The organism is Acidimicrobiia bacterium, assembly GCA_029210695.1.
Classification (GTDB): Bacteria; Actinomycetota; Acidimicrobiia; order Spongiisociales; family JAHEDJ01; genus JAHEDJ01.
The window spans coordinates 70,855-89,052 of the sequence record JARGFH010000006.1 but is presented as its reverse complement, the minus strand read 5'-3'; the positions used below and the strand labels follow the sequence as shown (position 1 = coordinate 89,052).

The 18,198-nt window shown below is 63.5% G+C and carries 11 protein-coding genes; 3 read left to right on the top strand and 8 right to left on the bottom strand.

Translation table 11 applies throughout. The features are described from left to right. Nucleotides 1-5 precede the first annotated feature (5 nt). From P1T08_03400 to P1T08_03390, 3 genes are read left to right on the top strand one after another with little or no spacing between them, the layout of a single operon-like run. Complete coding sequence (locus P1T08_03400) at nucleotides 6-320, top strand: hypothetical protein (GenBank protein MDF1595138.1); 315 nt, start codon at nucleotides 6-8, stop codon at nucleotides 318-320. Then, the gene (locus P1T08_03395; protein ID MDF1595137.1) at nucleotides 317-781 is read left to right on the top strand and encodes a hypothetical protein; all 465 of its coding nucleotides are present in this window, start codon (nucleotides 317-319) and stop codon (nucleotides 779-781) included. Before P1T08_03400 ends, P1T08_03395 begins: the two co-directional genes overlap by 4 nt. Then, nucleotides 778-2,451, top strand: a complete 1,674-nt coding sequence (locus tag P1T08_03390) for a type IV secretory system conjugative DNA transfer family protein (protein ID MDF1595136.1) — start codon at nucleotides 778-780, stop codon at nucleotides 2,449-2,451. Before P1T08_03395 ends, P1T08_03390 begins: the two co-directional genes overlap by 4 nt. Nucleotides 2,452-2,522: 71 nt before the next feature. On the opposite strand, the gene P1T08_03385 is transcribed toward P1T08_03390, so the two are convergent. The 8 genes from P1T08_03385 to P1T08_03350 all read right to left on the bottom strand — a co-directional run bounded on the left by P1T08_03385 (nucleotide 2,523) and on the right by P1T08_03350 (nucleotide 18,098). Then, nucleotides 2,523-4,877: a hypothetical protein gene (locus P1T08_03385; protein MDF1595135.1), complete on the bottom strand. Its 2,355-nt coding sequence runs from the start codon at nucleotides 4,875-4,877 to the stop codon at nucleotides 2,523-2,525. A gap of 258 nt (nucleotides 4,878-5,135) precedes the next feature. Then, nucleotides 5,136-7,586: a BREX system Lon protease-like protein BrxL gene (gene brxL, locus P1T08_03380; protein MDF1595134.1), complete on the bottom strand. Its 2,451-nt coding sequence runs from the start codon at nucleotides 7,584-7,586 to the stop codon at nucleotides 5,136-5,138. Next, nucleotides 7,583-9,898 carry a BREX-1 system phosphatase PglZ type B gene (gene pglZ, locus P1T08_03375; protein MDF1595133.1) on the bottom strand — a complete coding sequence of 772 codons (2,316 nt, stop codon included), beginning with the start codon at nucleotides 9,896-9,898 and terminating at the stop codon, nucleotides 7,583-7,585. The genes brxL and pglZ overlap by 4 nt, the downstream gene beginning before the upstream one ends. Nucleotides 9,899-9,906: 8 nt before the next feature. Then, on the bottom strand, nucleotides 9,907-13,104 hold the full coding sequence (locus P1T08_03370; GenBank protein MDF1595132.1) for an SAM-dependent DNA methyltransferase: 3,198 nt from the start codon (nucleotides 13,102-13,104) through the stop codon (nucleotides 9,907-9,909). Further along, a complete protein-coding gene (brxC, locus tag P1T08_03365) occupies nucleotides 13,104-16,568 on the bottom strand; it encodes a BREX system P-loop protein BrxC (protein MDF1595131.1) in 3,465 nt (1,154 codons plus the stop codon). Before brxC ends, P1T08_03370 begins: the two co-directional genes overlap by 1 nt. Continuing rightward, nucleotides 16,565-17,125 (bottom strand): DUF1788 domain-containing protein, encoded by a 561-nt coding sequence (locus P1T08_03360; GenBank protein MDF1595130.1) that lies wholly within the window; start codon nucleotides 17,123-17,125, stop codon nucleotides 16,565-16,567. The genes brxC and P1T08_03360 overlap by 4 nt, the downstream gene beginning before the upstream one ends. Further along, nucleotides 17,122-17,916 (bottom strand): hypothetical protein, encoded by a 795-nt coding sequence (locus P1T08_03355; GenBank protein ID MDF1595129.1) that lies wholly within the window; start codon nucleotides 17,914-17,916, stop codon nucleotides 17,122-17,124. Before P1T08_03355 ends, P1T08_03360 begins: the two co-directional genes overlap by 4 nt. After that, nucleotides 17,889-18,098, bottom strand: a complete 210-nt coding sequence (locus P1T08_03350; GenBank protein ID MDF1595128.1) for a hypothetical protein — start codon at nucleotides 18,096-18,098, stop codon at nucleotides 17,889-17,891. The genes P1T08_03355 and P1T08_03350 overlap by 28 nt, the downstream gene beginning before the upstream one ends. Nucleotides 18,099-18,198: the final 100 nt, after the last annotated feature.

Below are 18,198 nucleotides of genomic sequence, written 5' to 3'. Positions count from 1 at the left end.
ACACCATGCCAAGTCATCCCGCCCCAACCGACATCCTCACCAGGGAACGGATCGGGAACGCCCTCACCGCCCTCACCGACCCAGACCGAGGGATCACCGACCCATCCCTCCACCTAGAGGCGGACGAAAGGGACCGGATCACACAAGCACTCCAGTCCTCGTCACATCCCCTTTCTGGCTTCGCCGCGACCGTCATCAACCAATGGGACCAACTCGCAGCCGACGACCGCGTCGCAGGCCTCCTCCTCACCGCCGAAATCGTCAACAGCCCACGGCATCGGTCACTCGACACCCCGACCGGACGAGGACTCGAACGATGAACTCCAACGACACCTGCCGAAGCTGCGACACGTCGGCTCGCCTCACACCTCAGGGTCTCTGCGAGCCGTGTCGGAACGAGTTGCGGTTCATAGTCCGACCCGCCGCCCACCGCGAGACCTACCGGCGCCGTGTCGCCGCCGAAGCCGGCATCCGCGAGGAGATGGAACGTCTCGGCGTGGTCATCATCAGCAGCGTCCCCGACGACAACAGCCTGTGGATCTGTGACCTGTGTAACAGCCAGATCCCCGTCGACGACGAATACACGCTCATCCCGCTGCTCGGCAGCCACGCCCTCTGCACACCCTGTGTCACCACGATCCCCTACTGGCCCGACGCCTGGACCCAACCCACCCCGCGTGCCTGCCGATGCGGCGCCTGTCAAATCCCGCTCCTCCGCGCCCTCGACACCGACCACCGCCGGCCACACCGAGAGACCCGGCAAGGTGGCATCGGCCGATGACCCACCCGGCATCTGCCAACCCCGACGGCGAAAAGGTTCTGACCATCGTCACCGCCGCCGTGGTAGCGGCGTGCGCGGTGGTGTGGGCCGCCGGCCAGGTCGCTGCCCGTCTCTGGAGCGGCACGTGGCTGCCCGTTCCTCTCTCCGAGGGCCCTCTCATCGTTTGGAGACTCCTCACCAATCCGGCCAGACCCAACGAATCCTGGCCACCCGCCGTCACCCACCTGCTTCCGGCGCCGCTCCCCTATTACGCCGCTCTCACCGTTCTCGTCGCCGTCCTGGCCGCCGTCGGCGCGGTCGGCTACCGCTGGCACGACCGGCATCGAAACTCGTCAGATGGAGATTCCGCCCGATGGGCCAAACCCGGCGACCTCAAACCTCTCCTCGTCCGCAGACCCCAACCCGGACGCCTCACCCTCGGCACCGTCCAGCGAAGACTCGTCGCCACCGAAGCCCAACACTCCGTCGCCGTGATCGGACCAGCCGGCACCGGAAAGACCACCGGTTTCGCCATCCCCGCCCTCCTCGAATGGGACGGACCCGTCATCGCCACCTCCGTCAAAGGCGACCTCCTCGAACACACCATCAACCAGCGTCGCTCCGTCGGCGAAACCTGGGTATTCGACCCGGTCGGATCGACAGACGAACCCTCCGCCGGCTGGTCACCGCTCCACTCAGCCCACGACTGGCAGGGAGCCCTACGCATGGCCGCCTGGCTCGCCTCCACCGCCCGAGCCGGAGAACGAGGCGGACTCCAAGACTCCGACTTCTGGTACGCCGTCGCCCAGAAACTCCTCGCACCCCTCCTCTACGCCGCCGCCACCAGCAGCGCCGGCATGGCCGACGTCATCCGCTGGGTCGACCTCCAAGACGAACAAGAACCCCTCCAAGCCCTCCACCAGGCGAAAGAGATCGACGCCCTCCAAGCATTCGCCGCGTCGATCAACCGGGAAGAACGCACCCGGTCCTCCGCCTACACCACAGCCGAAACCGTCCTCGCCGCCTTCTCAGACCCCGGAGTCCTCGCCACCACGATCCGCCAACCAATCATCGACCCCGACCGGCTCCTCGACGGCGGCAACCACACCCTCTACATCTGTGGGCCCCTCCACGAACAAGCCCGCCTCCGGCCACTGTTCACCGCCCTCATCGAACAGATAGTCGCCCGGGTCTACGACCGCGCCAACCGGGCCAGCAGCCGACTCACCAAACCCCTCCTGCTGGTCATCGACGAGGCCGCCAACATCGCCCCCCTCCCCGACCTCGCCCAACTCGCCTCCACCGCCCGCGGGGTGGGGATCCAACTCGTCACCGTCTGGCAAGACTTCGCCCAGATCCAGGCCCGCTACGGCACCTTCGCCCAAACCGTCATCAACAACCACCGGGCCAAGGTCGTCCTCGCCGGCATCTCCGACACCCCAACCCTCGACTACATCAGCCGACTCATCGGCGACGAAACCACCCTCGAGAACTCCCGCACCCGCAACGCAGACGGACGAGAGAGCGTCACCGAATCCACCCGGCATCGACCCCTCGCCACCACCGCCGACCTCCGCCGCTCTAACACCGGCACCGGTGTCCTCGTCTACGGGAACTTTCACCCAGCTCGTCTCCACCTCCGGCCCTGGTACGGAAGCCGGAGAGGGCGATGGAGCTGGGTGCCACGTTGACTTCGAGTAGACGTCTCATCAGCTGCAAGCAACCAGCGCAGGTCAGCATGCATAATCCGCACGATCCTCCATCACGCGGGTAGAGGTCGTCCGTAGCGCGTGGCTCGGCGATCGAACGCCTCGATTCCGCCTTCCAGGTGCTCCAGAGCGAGGTCCCGAATGCGGCGATCGAATAGGGATCCGCTGTACGGGCTTCCGTCATCGGCTCCCTCCAAGGCCGTCACGCTTTCCATGTCGCTGGCAACTACAAGGTTGGCGTCGTGACTGACGACGATGAATTGTCTGATTGCACGCTGCTCGCGCAGAGTTGGTACAAGGCTGTCATAGACGGCGCGGGTCGGGACTGCGTCCTCCGGTTGGTCCGTGACAACCGGAAGCTCGGATGCCGCGAACGAGATCTCCTTGATGGCCAGGGCGCGCAGCCCTTCCGTCAGCTCATTGAACGACGCTGTGTCGGCGCCGCTGCCACCCTTCTTTCGGAGATCAAGGCCGTCTCCGGGCCACGTCGTCGCAAGCCTCGCCAGATCCTGGTGGCGCTCACGCTCCATCGCTTGGCTAACCAGTCTCTCCTGGTCCGATGCGTCGTCGGTGTCCGTCAATCGACCTTGTGCGAGCCGTACTGCTTGTTCAAGTAGCGCTGGCCGGTCAAGCTCCTCCCGTATCTTCTTCCGGGTCTCAGGCCGCATGTACGTCCCGATCTTCAGATCATTGATAATCTCATCAAGACGGCCCGCGGCGCCCTCGCCGTCGATCAGGGCGAAGAAGGTGCGCATCGAGGCATTGACCCGGGTGCAAGCCTCCTTGCGAACCCGGGTTAGCGCGGATCGCAGCTCCGCGGCACGCTGGATGAGATTGCGAAGGTTCACAAGATCAGCGTCCAGAGCCTCTTCGAGTTCGCGACGCTGTTCATCCAGCTCCTCCATTTCGTGTAGACGATCTCGGAGTCGCTTCAGCTCGATCTCCACTTCCGATCCTTCACTGAAGCCGGCCTCGGCAAGCTTCGCCACCACGTCCCGACTCATGGCCTCGAAGTCAGCTGATCTCTCATCCAGTGAACTCAGCATCAACTCGGCGTGGCGGGCTATCAGCTCGCGAGCCTCCCGTTCATAGGCCTCAATGGCAGCGGTGAGCCGATCGCCGGGGACCAGCGGAGCCAGCGTTTCGTGGCCAGCAACGCCGTCAGGCACTCGGGGTACGTCCGGACTTGGTGGCTCGGCTTCATCACGCCACATTTCGAGGCGCTCCCGTGTGCTGGCGCGCCACCGACCAACCCGGGAGGTCGCCGTGGCAGTCTGTGCGACTTCCTCTGTGCCGGCCAAGTTCTGCAGCCGGTTACGCGTTGCTGCCAGCCCATCCTCAGTGTTGCCGATGAGCCCGGCCAGACGACGGATCTCTTTGGCATCAGCGACGAGCCTCACGAACAGATCGACAACCTCACCTTGTACCTCCGATAGGCTGATCTTCATAGAGGCAGCATCGGGGCAGTGCACGTCGAGCAGTCGAATGCTCGGCCGTGGCTCGTGCGCACGTCGGGTCAATTCAGTCTGGCTGAACACAATCGGCTGAAATGGGGGGTCGGGGCTTTCGGCACCTCCCACCGTTCGCGTGATAGTGGTCGGTCCGTCGGCTGTGCGTAGCCGTACGGATATGATCGTCCCGGCCGGTAGGCACTTCGCCATTCGGTTCTTCGTGATGGCCTCGACCTCGTCTAGGTCACAGGCGATACCGAACGCGAACTTCAGCGCGTCGATGAGCAGCGACTTCCCAGAGTTTGGTGGGCCGATGACGGCGTTGGTTCGTTCGCAGAAGGCGAACACATGCCCTTCGTGCATGCCGCCGTCAAACTCGACCGCCTCGATAACCCATGTTGGCGGTGGATCGGGCTGTTCGTACCTGACGGAAGCCTCAGGCAGAGCCAGAGCGTGATGGAACGCCGCCGCCGACAGCTCAGGAAGGTAAAGCCACTGCCCAACATCTCTGCGGTTTTCCGGATCATGAGCGTCTGAACCGCGCAGGAGGGTCATGTGCGGTCCCTGTTTCACGCCAGTGCGGACCCACTCGGCGAATACCTCGTCACGGGCCACCTCTAGAGCATCTAGCTGACCGGCGTACCGAAGTTGCCGTTCGATACTCAACGAATTCGGAGAGCCGAGCAGCTGACCGTCCATATCGACGTGGGCTCCGATGACCACGATGGCCGAGGCGAAGGGCTGCCCAGTGCTGCAATTCTCAGAGAGCGCCTCAAACAGCCGAAGCAGATCGACCTGCTCTCCGGGCCTCGCGCCTACTCGGGTGAGAAGCTCCTCGACGATCGCCAGGCCCCCATCACCGGGCCCAAGAGCGATGATGTGCCCTCTGTCAGTAGTGAGTTCGACACCGGGAACTACGTGGACGACGTCGCCGGCGGCAGCCACGACGTCAGCCACGCGATCGCACGTGTCGTGGTCAGTGACTGCGATGACGTCGATGCCCACATCAGCACAGGACGCGACGAAGTGATCTGGGTCCCACTCTGTGTCGCAGGTTTCATTTGGGAATGTATGGTTGTGCAGATCAACGCGGCGCCACATGCTGACTTCCTGGGATCGACGTTGCCGCGTACATGTCCGTGATTATGACCGCTGCCAATTTGTCACCCGAGCGTCTCCCTCCCATGGGTAGGCGTCCGGTTCGATAGATGAGATTCACCCGGTAGCTCGACTTTCCTCGAGCGCGCCCTTCATCTCCTGAGCGGTGATGAATCGATCACTGCGAGCTGGTGCGCACGCCTTGACGAGGAACTTCGCCAGGTCGGCGCTGAGATCAGGGCGGACCGACCGTGGATCTCGAACTGCTTCGCCAACCATGGGCTTGCCACCGGGGTACGGGTGCTCTCCGTTGCAGAGCAGCTCGTACAAGACGACTCCGACGGCGAACAAATCCGTCGTCACGTCCCACCGGGTGTAGTCGGCATCCGGGGCCTGATACGGGGGTGTCCCCGACAGGGTCTTCACGGGGTCACCGACTCGGGATGCGATGTTGAAGTCGAGCAGCTTGGCTCCTTGGCGGGTGAGGATGATGTTCAGGGGCTTGATGTCTCGGTGGACGAGGCCGTGCTCTTGCAGCTCCTGCATCTCGTAGTACTCGTCCTGAGACAGCTCACCGCCCCGGCGCTTCTCCTCAAGCTCTGAGAGACGGACGGCGTCGGGGTGAATGGCCACCAGCGCATCGAGCACGTCGAGTGCCACGTCGATCGCCTCTCGATCCCGAAGGTGTCGGTCGCCCGACGTGTACTCCTCCAGTGACTCGCCGTCGATGAACTCCGAAACGAGGTACCAGTCCCCGTCCGCGGTCTTGTCGGCCCAGAAGACCGTAACGACATTGGGGTGATGGACCATGCGCAAAGCGCCGATCTCACGACGGACCGCCTCATAGCCGGCGGCGCTCTCGAACAGTTTCAAGGCCCGCTGTTCGCCTTCCACGAGATCAACGACCTTGTAGACCCTGGAGAAGCCACCCTCGCCGAGCACCTCAAGAACCTCGAAACGTCCGTCGATCTCGTCACCGGGTGCGTAGTGCCTTGCCGCGCTGCCAGTTGTGACTTCGTCTGGCTCGGGGATCGGCAGCGACGGCGTTCTCTCAGGCCCGCCAGCCTTCTCCTCGGATTCCATTCGAAGTCGGTGACGGACGCTCTCCTCGCAGTAAACAACTTTCTCGGGACCGTCACCGATGCGGTAGCTCAGGTCGACCTTCCCAAACTCAGCGGCGCCGATGAATGCCTGCTGCTCCTTGACGCGGCGACGAAGCTCCAGCGCAAGCTCGGCAGCCCAGGCAAGCGCCTCGTCCGATACGTCCATCTCCGGGTCAGGCCAAAGGAGTTTCAGCAATCCATTGACCGTGTTATCGGCCGCCTTGCGGTCTCGCCCGCTCAGCTGGCTGCCCCACGACAGCCGACCCTGGGTGACGTCCAGCCGCGAGGTGCGACGAACCTGACTCCAGCACTCGGCGAGGAAGTCGCTGACGAAGCCGAAGTGGTCGGTGAAGTAGGACGGGTGGAGCTTGGGCACGTCCCATCCCGGCAGGTAAGAGTGGATCCGGTCGTGAAACGCCGTGTCGTCCCGCATCTCCTTGGGCATTGGACCGAACAGGTGCCCTTGTCGCAACTCCTCGACCACGTCGACGTCGAAGTTGCCAACCATGACAATGCCGCCGTCAGCGCGGATGCTCTCCTTGCCGCGGCTGAACTCGCCCGCCTCCATGTAGCCCTTCAGGATGTTGACCCCCTCCTTGGTATCGAACGACACGCCGGCCACCTCGTCGAAACAGACCACGTCGTACTGAGCAACGAGGCCCCTGCGGCCCGTCGTGTTGTTCACGAACATGTTGGCGACGGTCGCTTTGCCCCCAGAAACTAGGTGGGAATATGGCGAGATCTGCTGGAAAAGATGGGACTTGCCGGTCCCACGTGGGCCCAGCTCGACAGCGTTGTAGTTGGGAACGACGAACGGAACCATGCGTGCCAAGAGCACGTCCTGTTCCCGCGGCGTGAACCGATCGGGCTCGAAGCCGACGCTACGTAGCAACAGGTGCCGCCACTGCTCGAGCGTGAACCGCTTTCGGCCGGCGACGAACGTGTCCAAGGCGTCCCTGGTGGACATCTGGATCGGCCGAACCGCCTCGACCCGGAACGGCTGACCTCCCGACTCCCGGCCCAGAGCGGCGATGTACTCGAGTGTGACTTCGGCATAGAAGCCGCCGGTGAGCATGCGGTCGTGCTCGTTGACCAGCTCGTCGGAGATGTGGATGCCGCTGAGCTGGAGGCTGGGCATCTCTGCCTTGTAGGCATCTGCTTTGGCGTCGAGCTTCGCTCGGAGAAGATCGATGATCTTGACCCGGCCCTTTTCCCGTGCCCGCGACTTGAAGAGCTCCTCCTCCCCGGCGCGGACGGTCCGCTCCTTCATGGAACGCTCGACGATCGCTAACCCCTCGGCAATCTCGTCGGGGTCGGTCGTGGCGCAGTATCGACCCAGCAGGAATTCGCCAACGTATGTCGGCACCGGGTACTGGCCGCGGAACTGCTGGGCAAGATCCTTGCGGACCAGGTAACCCTCGAACACCTGAGCGGCGAGTTGGTCGAGCTGGTCGAGGTCGCTCACCGGTTTCTCCCCACTATCAGCTGGCGCTGGACCAGGATCTGACCATCGGGACCGACCAGTACCAGGTGTGCTGGCTCGCCCTCGTGTTCTTCGTCGGGGACGATCAGCGAAACCTTGCCCTCGCGGAATGTCTCTTTGGCCTCTTCGGCGATGGAGGTCTTTGGATCGGCAGGAAGTGCCCGAAGATCCGCGATCACACCTGAGCCGGCACCGGTCAGCTCGATTCGGCACAGCAGACCCAGCCACTTGACTGACGTGATCTCCGGTCCATCGGTGGCCATCGGGGACACACCGACGGTCACGGTGAGCCGAGGAACGATGCACTCTTGGGGGCTGACGCCGCCGTGCTCGTACTCCTTGCCGGCCTCGAAGCATGTGACGCCAGGCGCGATGGCGATCCGGACGTCCTGATCCCAGAACCATGGCACCGTCGGCGTCTCGACGACCGACCCCGCCTTGAGGCGGGCGCATCGACCCTTCTTGACCTCGGTCGTGGCCGGAGGGAGATCGACCTTTTCCAGCCCGCCGGGAAGGAGTATCCACCCGTGATCGGTCACCACCTCGACTCTCTGCCAGCCTGCTTCTAGCAACTCGCGGACCCGCCCCACGATCCGATCCACCTCCTGATCGAGGTAGTCGACGAGACGACTGCCGACATCGTGGCCTCGATGGTCGATCTCACCGGCCTCAGCCCATGCCGTACCGGTTGGGTCACCGACATCAGTCGAGTCGAGCACTTGGACCCCGTTGTCCTTCATCAGTGAGCGCAGCACCTGGACTGACGCCCTCGTACCGGTGACCGAATTCGCCGGATGCAAGTCGGGGCCCGCCGTCAGGGCACCCCGAGGGATTGGAGCAAGGACCGGCTTGGCGGTCTGCGTGACGGTGGGCAACGCCGCGAGGCTTATGCCGGCATCGACGTCAAGGCCCACGGCGGCCAACCGCTCCCTCACCCGGTGAGCGATGTCCAAGCGAAGGCCGTCGATGAACACTGTGACGGTCCCTGGGGCAGGACTGGCGGGCGCGCCGGTCTCGTAGGTACCGGAGTTGGCCATAGGGCCGATGATCGACTGGAGCGTCTTGGCTCCCTCATCGATCCACGGCCGATAAAGGGCGTCCATTGTCACTGCGACCGCCTCCCGGTCTGGCCCGGACTCGACCGCCTTCAAGGCCCGCAGGGCAGCGTCGTCCGCCCTCCATCCCCGGTCTACATAGTCCCGGATGAGTTCGGTCAGACCATCCGTCGCCAGGGGCTGCATAGCTAGGTCTGCTAGGGCAGCAAGCTGCTCCAGGGCAAAAGCAAGGGGGGCGTGGTCTAGGTCGGCCCAGATGGTGCTGCGCCGCCATGCATGAGAGGCTTCAAGCTTCACTATCTCTGTGCGCGCAGCCTCCGGTGTGAGGCTGTCGAATCCCTTCAAACGTTGGCGCAGGTCCTTCTCGGCTGCTTCGTTGTCCTGCGGCCAGCTTTCGGAGTGTCCTTGTTCCCCAAGGGTGAGCTGCTCTTGGGGCCTGGCCTTGCGGAGTTGCTCGGGGATCCCCGGATACCGCTCCGGCGTCTCGGCGAAGCGCTTCCATACCTCGCCCCACTTTTCCTCCCGATCTCCGAGCTTGCGCGCGGCGCTGATCTCGCCATCGAGCGTCGGGTCGAACCCGAAGTCGGCTTTGCACTGCTGCAGGAACGCGCTCCATTGCGCTTCGTCGAATCGTGACCTGAAGTCGATCGGGTCATCGAGCCAACCGAGCAGGCTGCGCACCGGATCGGGATTGACCAGATCGTGGAAAAAGTCGGCATCGAGTACCAGCCGCTCCAGCCGATCGATCCGCTCGTCCATCAGCCGATCAAGGGCGAGCTGGAGCGCGCTCACCGCATCTGCGCTATCAGTGATGCGAAGCCCGAGGCCATATTCGGCATGCGACAGCAAGGCCCAGGCCGTCCAATCGCGGCCGTTCGGGTGTGAGAACCACTGGCTCCGGTACTGAAGCTCGGCGATGGGCGCAAGGTCCGAGGGACACGATTCGACGGCACGGAGCGAGTTCCGACCGACCCCAGGGAGGTAGACCACCGGGATTCCGTCCGGAAGGTGGGTCTCGACCGTGCCAGCAACCACACACCGAATCCAATACGCGGGTCCCCGATTCGCGTCGGGGTCGAATGGGCCGAGCGTCAGCACCGGTCGCTCCTTGGCGATTCGAGGGATCACCTGCTGCCAATGGCGACCCTCATCCGGCCATAGCAGCGCCACCGGGGGCGCAAACGCGTTGGCGTTGTACTCGAGAGCCTCTCCGAGACGGCCAGCCAGACGATCGCGCACCGTCTCGCTCATTGCTTGCCGGCTTTCTGGCGTGCGGTTCGTTTGTCGGTAAGGGTGAGCTGGACGTCGTTGTGGCGCTCCGACCCGTCCGGGTTCTTGCCTCGGTCCTTACGCCAGTGGATGTTGAACTTGGAGCGCAGCACCCCGGCCTCGACGAAGGGACGGATGTTGAGCCGCACCCCGTCGTTGAGATCAGGTTCCCACCCGATTGGCTGCTCATGCAGTTCCTTCCACCGGACATAGACATCGAACGGTGCAACTCCCTCCAGGATCTGCTCCAACTTGGCCTGCAGCTCCAGCGCAGCCACCAACCGGGCCTCCGCCCCTGCCACCTCATCACGCACCTCAGCCTTCTGCCGCTCCACCCAATCTGTGCCCAGATACGTGTAGGTCAGCTTTTCAAGGTTCTTACGATCCAGCCGGTGGTAGTTCACGAACGCCGAGAACCCGTCACGCTGTCCATCCCAGATGTGCCAGACAAACGGGCGGTTCCCGAATAGGGCGCAGTGCTGTTTGAAGAAGTCATCCCGCAGCCAACCCGGCAAGCTCGTCTTCTTCGAGCCTGACGCCTCCAGGAGTCGCTTAACCATGGCCGGCGACCAGGCCTCCCCGTAGGCCGTCGCCAACAGACGGTGCACCCGATCGGCCGCAGGGGGTTCACCTGCCACCGACGGCAAGCACACAATCGCATCCGAGTCGGCGAACCCTTCGAGATCGTCCGACTGTGGCTGTTCTGGCCAGCGATACCCCACCAACCTCGCTACCGCCACCTGCAAGGAGGCCGTCGACAACTCCGGACGGCCCTCGAATAGCCACTGCGTCGGATCGTCCGACCACGGCTCCGGTAGAGGACCAGCGCCCTCGGCGACCGTGCGCCAGTGGTCGATGTCGAATGGCACTTTGACGAGAGTTGCGTTTGCGACGCTCAGCTTCGTGTTGATCGCTCGAACAGCCGCCGAATAGCTATCCGAGCTGCAGAACGCCCAAACCGCGCGGAGGTCGGCTTCGTTGCGAGGCACGACCAAACCGACGGCGTCTGAGAAGAAGTCACCATCGAACAGAGTCGCCGGGAGCTGGCCTAGCCGCGCGAGCGCGACCCCGCGCCGACCGCGTGCCTGGAGCCCTTGGACCCGCGCTTGCGGGCTAGTCGCCAGGTGCCCGTGGCCTTGCTCCCAGCGCATGTACTCCGAACGCCCTCCATACGCCCGTGTGACGTTCACCGTCGTCTGAATACGATCCCAGCTGAGGTCGTTCGTTAGCGACCCGATCTCCCAGAAGAACCGTCGGAATCGTTCGTTGTCGCCAGTGATGAAACCTTGGATGCTGTCGGCGTACTCGCTCAAGAGCGGGCCAGTGCCGAGCAGTTCGAAAGCCACAACGCAATCCGGGTTCGATCTCTGCGTGCCTTGGTCGATCAACAACGGCGCCCCCGCGCGGAGTGCTTCCGCCTTCCTAGCTGCTGGCCGCTCGGAACGAGCGTCCAAGAGCGCCATTGCATGACCGGGATCGGGCGGTCCAGCGTTGGCAATCAGAAGACTTGCCTGAACCACCTCGCCACTTATCTCCTCAAACGCACCCGGCCCGAGGCGGACACACATTGCCCACGTCAGCTCGTCCAGAAGGCGACATCGGATCTTCGAGTAGCTGCCCAAGAACAACCAGTTCTGCGGCAGCACTACTGCGCGGGTAGATCCGACCGCCCCCATCCGAGACATGCGATCAACGAAGCATGTTGCGATGTCAAACGCCGCGTCGGAGTAGTACCGGTCGCAGTAGTCCCGTAGATGCCGCTCCATGAACTGACGCCCGAGGTATGGGACATTGGTCGCGACGAGGGAGTAGCGACGGCTGAGGTAGTCGGCGGCCCGGGCGATGCTGGCAGCGTCAGCGCCGAGCACAGCGATTGCGGGGTCGTTACTCTCCCTTGATGCGGCCTTCTCGAGTAGGGGAGCGACCGCGTCCCACTCCACATCCTCGAACGACTGTTGCAATTGGGTGGGGTCGCTGATCTCAGTTGCCCGCTTGGGCTCGATCAGACTGCCGAAGGTGTCGGCCTCGCGGAACAGGATGTGTAGACGGATAAGGGCGCTCTCAAGGCGCTCATCACCCTCCGCCAGAGCCTTCCACTCGTCTACCGGGGCTTTCACCGGGATACCTGAACAGGCGATGTTCGGCACCGGCAGCTCACGCCACCCGTCCCCTGCCTTCCACGCCTGCAGGGCCACCGCCATCATGGCGATCTGGACGCACCGGGGATCCAACTCCAGGCCGAACAGGTTGTCCCGCAACACCGCATCCTGCGCGTCGGTCGGACTGAGCCCCTCTTCCTCGGCCCGCATCCGCCACAACATCGAAAATGCCTCTACCAGGAAGTGACCCGACCCACAGCACGGGTCCATCAGGGTCACCTCAGCGGCTCGATCGGGCCACCCGTCAAACGATCCCGCTGTTGGTTGACCCTCATCATCGAGTCTGAGGTAGTCGAAGCCCTTAACCAGCGGGCTGTCGGGATGCCGCGCCGACCACCACGCCCCCAGTGAGTTCTCCAAGAGGAATCGGACCATGTAGTTCTCGGTGAACAGCTGCGTAACCGGTCCCAGATCCGCTCCGCCGATCTTCCGCTCCGATGCGTTGACCTCGTCCTTCTTGTCCTTCTGCCAGAACTGATACACCCACCCCAGGGAATCGCCAGCCTGGAACACCTCTGGCGGGATCCCCGCCAGGATCTCCTCGAGGGCATGCCGTCCTTCTGGCGCCAGCCGCAATCGGACACAGGGATCATCCACCCGGAAGATTCCAGGCAGGATCTCCGAGGCAAACCGGGCCGCCACCGACCAGCCATCCGGCTCACCCAACTCCGGAGCCAAATCCTCACACTCTGCCAACGTCACCGCCGCCCGGAACTGAGGGTGGAGCAACAGCCGATTCTCGGCGAGGAACCGGGCGAACAGGAGCCGGTGCCACTGCTCATATGCACACTCGGCGATCAGCAGCTCTCGATCATCCCCCAGTTGACGCCACTTGGTCCGCAACCCGACCCGCAATGACGCCTGCTCGGAGTTGAGATGCTCGGGTCGCCGATCCGCGAACACGCCCAACCCATCGATCGCAGCCCGTGATGCACTCTCAGCAGCACGGCGACCAGCCAGGATCGCCGTTTCGAGTTGCTTCCGCAACGATGGCGAGAGCGGTGTCGTCTTCGCCATTAGATGATCACCGTCTTGTCCGCATCGAGATGGGGCTGCACCTTGGCGCGTAGCTCGTCGACGTACGCGTCAAGATCGTCTGGGGACTTGATGGTCGCTGACGGAAGCTCGATGGAAACGCTTTCGGGCTCGAGCTTCGTCGCGGCGCGGTGGCGGGCTTGATCCCGCCGACTCGGGACAAGGCTGATCCGATCCTGCCAGGAGCTCAAGGGAGTGGCATCGAGTGTGTCGAGGAGTTGAGCATCGGTGGCGACGTCTGGCGCGGCTGCGGGATTCAGCTTGGACTCGGCGATGATCGACTCGCGATCGCCTGGGCTGAGATCGTTCCACCCTTCCCACGTCTCGAGATCGGCGATGGCGTCTCGCTGCGCAGCAGCGAGCTCTTCGGCGCGACCTAAGACGTCCGAGCGGAGGGCGTCGGCCAGCTCATCCAGGATTGGTGAGAGCGGGTTGGGCTCATCGAGAAGCTGACGGCCATCACGAATCGCCGAGACCGCAGACTGGACTGCTCCCTCGACTGGAAGCCCGGCGGCGTGACGGACCAGACGCTGTAAGTCAAGCCATTCCGCCTCCCGCTTTTCCCGTTTCTGGTCGGCGGCGCGCCATTGTTCGAGTTCCTGACTGAGTCGTTCGTGGTCGTCGGCCACGGCGCGGAACCGCTGGTTGCCTCCCAGGGCTAGCAGGGCGTCAATATGATCGACATCGGGTGACTCGGGGAGCGGTGGCGCACCCCCAGAGCGCCCCGCGAAGTCTTTGAGCCGCTGGAGGAGGGCCGGGATCTGCGCGCCTTCCTGGCTGGGTTCATATGCGACTCCGGCTGCGGTGAGCAAGCTTCTTATTGCGAGCTGTTGCCCCATCGTCGGCGGTTCGTCTTCCTTGTACAAGGTGACCTTGCCAATCTGCGTTGGAGGCAACTCCTTGGGTCCGGCGAGGTCCTTTCCGTCCTGGCCGGCTCGGATGTGGCCCGCGGCAAGAAGCGTGAGGATCGCCCCGTTCACGGCATCCCGGGGCCAGCCGTACGGGGATCCGGCGAACCGTTTGTGCAGGTCAGCGCCTTTGGTACCGCCCGGGCTGACAGAAGCCAGCACCTCCTTGCACACTGGGTGCGTGGTCGGCTCGCCGTGGTGGCCGATAGCGGCGAGGGCGTCTGGGGCGCCGTCTCGCGCCTTGGACACCACCTTCCCCCAGTTGGCGTTGTCGCTGGCGCCGAACTTCGGAAAGAGCCGAATCAGTGACCGGTTGGCGGCGGTCTCGACGGCGCTGCGGAGCGTCGACGTGGTGACCTCGGCGCCGCCACCCTGGAATACTCGGGCGCGGGCAGCGACATCCTGGAAGAGCGATTTGAGCCGCTCGTCGTCGGTAGCGAGACGGGTCTTCATCGCCCGCTGTGCCTCCTTGCCCTCATCGGTTTGCGGTGTGGGCCTTCGTAGCGTGTCCTCGGCCGCGGCGTAGCTGGCGAGGGCGTCCTTGATCTGGTCGGCTTCGTGCTTGGGGAGGAGGACGAAAACGACGGGACTCTCGTCCCCAGCTTCAGCGGCCGACTTCTTGACGGCTGACTCCGTCACCGACCACTCGTCGCGAATCCACACTGGGACGTCCCCGTCGACTGTCGACGGCTCGTCTTGACCCCAGTATGTCTGAACCTTCCTGGGCGTCTTACTGGCTCCCTGTGCGAGTTTCAGTCCACTGAGCGCACCGTCCACAGCAGCGACGATCCGTTCGCTGCGGAGCTGATTCATGCGGCTTGCGTCGTCGCGGATGGCGGCGAGACGGCTGCTGTACTCCTTCTCCCACTCGGCCCCTTCTTCCGTCTGGAGCCGGTACTCGTCCTCGATGCGCATCAGGCGCCCGTCCTTTACGAGGACGTCAAGCATCTCGGGCACCTTCTTACGCAGCTTCGCTCCGTCATCGGCGAGGTCTTCCACGAGGAGGTCTGCCAGGAACGGGGCAGTGGCACGCAGCCCCTCCGCACCAATGGTCTTCGGGCGAATCTGGGAAATCAGGAAGGCCAGGGCGCAGATCCGGGCTTTCAACTCGCCGTCGGCGCCCTCGGTGCGCATGGTGGCGATCAGTTCGTCGATCTCTTTGAGAAGGACCCCGCTCTGCAGCATGCCCGGGGCCTGCTCGTCGTAGAGGAAGTCAGCGCCGACCACGTGACCAATCGGTTCTCCGGCCACCCGGGCCGCGGCCTCGTGCATGATCCGAAGCTGAGTTCGTAGGACGCCAGCCTTGCCGGCGCGGTCGATCGCTCGGAGCGCCAGTTCCCAGAATCTGCGGCGCGTGGGGAGGAGCGGGTAGTCCGGCACGAGGTCGGGCTTGTCGGCCGCTTTCGGGGCAAGCTGGGTTCCTGCAAGGTGCTTGTCGATCTCGCCGCTCACCGACTCGAGGGTGGACTTGAGCTCCGGGACGAACTCCGGGCGCTTGCGGAGCACGACTTCGCGAATCACCGATTCAACGTCCTGGTCGGACAGCGGAACCATCACCGTGAACCGCTCCGTGAGCTTCTGGAGGGTTGGGGTGGCCGTCAGCGCACTCTGGCCGGTGGCAACGATGAGGACTTGGTTCTCGAAGCGGGACGAGCAGTCCTCGGCAATCAGCTGAACGGTGATCGCTTTCTCGTTGTCATCACCGATGTATTGCTGCATCTCATCGAGGACGATCAAGGTGAGCGGGACCTTCCCGTCTGTGGTCGACTGGAAGGCAAGGACCCGTTCCATGACGTCGAGCATCTCGTCACGGTCGATGTCTCGGGTGGTAGGCGGAAACTGCGTCTTGAGAAGGTCGCGAACGTCCTTCACGGTGTCGCCGAGACTCGGATCTGCTTCGAGGAGTGCCTTCGCAATCACAGGTGAGACGTAGAGATCGTGGATCTCTTTGTCGAGTGTCCGGCCGGCTTGGGTGACTGCTTCGGTGAGGTGGTCGAGATAACCGATCTCCTTGGCCCAGATCATGAAGCGGGCCAGCGGGTACTGCTCTGGCAGCCCGGCTGCCTCGAACAGCACCGATAAGAAGGCGATGCGCACCTCGTCGCTTTTCCCTGATGCCAGCGTGCCGGCAGCAGACCAGAGGCCCCCGTTGCGCTTGCCCTCGGTTGACAGCTCGACCAGGTGGTCACTGATCTCCTCCGGGAGCGATACGAGCTCGCGTGCGCGGTCGCCGCCTGGCAACTCCACGTCGCGCCACAAGTGCTCGAGAACCCTGACGAGGTGCGACTTGCCGCTCCCGTAGAACCCGCTGATCCAGACGGCTGGCTGCTCTGATTGGGTCAGGTTCTTGAGGAAGCTGTCGAGTATCCGCTCAAGACCGAGGGCGTACTGACCATCGCACACGAAGCTCCGGAGTTCCCAGTGCAAGACGTCCCATTGCTGGTCGGTCTCGGGACGGACGACCTTGGCCACTCCGTCGTTGGGGATCTTCGTGGCGGTAGGGTCCCGGTGGAAGAGTTCCCTGTTCGTGATGGTCATCCGTTTCTCCCGTTTGGTGTGATCGGCGTCGCCAGGTAGTTCCATCCATCTCGGGCGTCGAGGAGGCGATAGCTGTTGCCCTCGTGCTCACCCGGAAAGAAGATCAACAATCGGCCGGCGACCGCATCATTGACCGCGTTGAGCAGAGCGGACACCTTGACCGCGTCACCCAAACCGAACAGCGTGCCCGCACCGAGAACTGCCACAACTCCCTTCGGATCTGGTTGCTCAGCAAGACGCGCTCGCACATGCTCCACAAGATGGTCGAAGAAGGCAGGGAGTGCCGTCTCCAAGAGTTCGGGATCCTCGAAGTAGGCGTCTCGGTACTCGTGGTCGGCCATCCACTGCTCGAAGGAGATGGTGATGTCGATCAGCGCCCAGGCTCGGTTGTGTTCGGTGGTCGCCGCCTTGAACGCGGGCAGATGGAGTCGTAGTCGGCGCTCGTGCTCAGGTGGGTACACGGTCATCCACACCCGTTGCGGAGGAGCCAGGTTCTCCTGCCATGGGAGAGCCACGAACTTCCGGTAGGCCTCGACGAGTTGGTCGACGTAACTCACAGCGACGAAGCCTCGTCATCAAAGGGACGCAATAGCACGGTGAAGCCGACGTCAACGATGCCACCCGCGTTCTTGAACTCGATCAGACCTCGCTGCGACGCGGTAACCGCAAGGTCGGTAAGGCGTGATGCCGGCTGGTCGAGAACCCTTGTCCAAAGAGTGTCGAACAATGCCTGGCCTCTGTGACCTTCTATGTGTCCGAGTAGTAGGCCATAGGCAAGGTCGGCCGGTGTAGCCGTCGCCCGACTTCGGACCTTCTCCGTCCGTGTCTCTTTGTCCAAGTGGCCAGCCTGATACCAGGAAGATGCAACGTTCCCAGCAGCAGTGCGAAGGGTCTTGTCGCCATACACGCCAGGGAAGGCCTCCTCAATGGTCGAGCGAAAGTCCGTAGGGCCAACGGGCACACCCGGTTCTGAATTCAGGATGACCCCGGCCGTTGAGCGCAGGACAGCGTCCCTAGCGAGGGCACACAACATGGCGAGGAGAGGCTGACCGACCGGGTCGTCCGGCCACAAATCGCGAAGCCCTCGAAACAGCAAGACGTCGGGGTCTAGACCGTAGAAGCGACGGAGCTGCCGAAAAGCCCACTCGCGAGCGCGCATGGTCTCCTTCCCAAGGACGTTCTCTTCCATGACGGCAGATCGATACCCGCTGGGTGGCGCGTCGGCCGGAACAACCCTGAGCAAGTGCTGCAGGCTGGCAACCATGATCGTCTGGCTGGTACTGGGGCCACCACTCACCGACCCATCGACGATCTCGTGAGTCACGACTTCTTCAACCGCTGCTTGCACCACTCCACAATGTCCTGTCGTCTCCATAGCCGAACTCGGCTCTTACTCAGATCGACAACCGGCCTCGGGAAGTCCGGGTATCGCTTGAGATATGTCGTGACGCTGGTTGTGTGAGAGAGACCGATGATCTCGGCCACCTCGGCCGAACCGATCAGGTCGCTCGTGTTTACATCGGGCGCCACGACGCCAGTCTAGGGAAGTCGACTCCAACATGGCGCAGCGCTCCTCGCCTGGATCGTCGGAGCACTCATACGCCTAGTGACGTGGCTCAGGCGGCGAGAT

Bases quoted from the DNA above. Each gene is read 5' to 3' on its own strand.
- P1T08_03400 (MDF1595138.1), top strand. From the start codon at position 6: ATGCCAAGTCATCCCGCCCCAACCGACATCCTCACCAGGGAACGGATC.
- P1T08_03395 (MDF1595137.1), top strand. From the start codon at position 317: ATGAACTCCAACGACACCTGCCGAAGCTGCGACACGTCGGCTCGCCTC.
- P1T08_03390 (MDF1595136.1), top strand. From the start codon at position 778: ATGACCCACCCGGCATCTGCCAACCCCGACGGCGAAAAGGTTCTGACC.
- P1T08_03370 (MDF1595132.1), bottom strand. From the start codon at position 13,104: ATGGCGAAGACGACACCGCTCTCGCCATCGTTGCGGAAGCAACTCGAA.
- brxC (MDF1595131.1), bottom strand. From the start codon at position 16,568: ATGACCATCACGAACAGGGAACTCTTCCACCGGGACCCTACCGCCACG.